This is a genomic window from Furfurilactobacillus curtus (assembly GCF_045862785.1).
In the GTDB taxonomy this organism is placed as follows: domain Bacteria; phylum Bacillota; class Bacilli; order Lactobacillales; family Lactobacillaceae; genus Furfurilactobacillus; species Furfurilactobacillus curtus.
Window position 1 is genome coordinate 1 of the sequence record NZ_BQXO01000095.1, and the last position, 306, is coordinate 306.

Annotated in this window: 1 protein-coding gene; it reads left to right on the forward strand. The window is 34.3% G+C overall.

Features of this window, described 5'->3' with window-relative positions; genetic code table 11:
* Positions 1-306: replication initiator protein A (locus ACKTR2_RS10625; RefSeq protein ID WP_407885107.1), on the forward strand; the 306-nt coding region annotated here is incomplete at both ends.

Below are 306 nucleotides of genomic sequence, written 5' to 3' on the forward strand. Positions count from 1 at the left end.
CTGGGTTGACGAAAATGACAATGTTTATTTTGTCTTCACAAACGAAGAATTAAAAAAACTATTTGACTGCTCAAATACAAAAATTGCAAAAATTAAAAAAGAGCTTGAAGGTGCTCATTTATTAATGCAGAAAAGAATGGGTTTTCAACCAAAAGCCGGCCGCCAATTACCCAACCGATTGTATTTAGCGGAATTAAAAGTTAATGAAAAAGATGTTTATTTAAGAGAAAAGAATCTAAATAGCTCCCAATCCCTTGATACGAGCAGACTTCCGAAAAACGGAAATCAGCATGAGACCGTTGAATC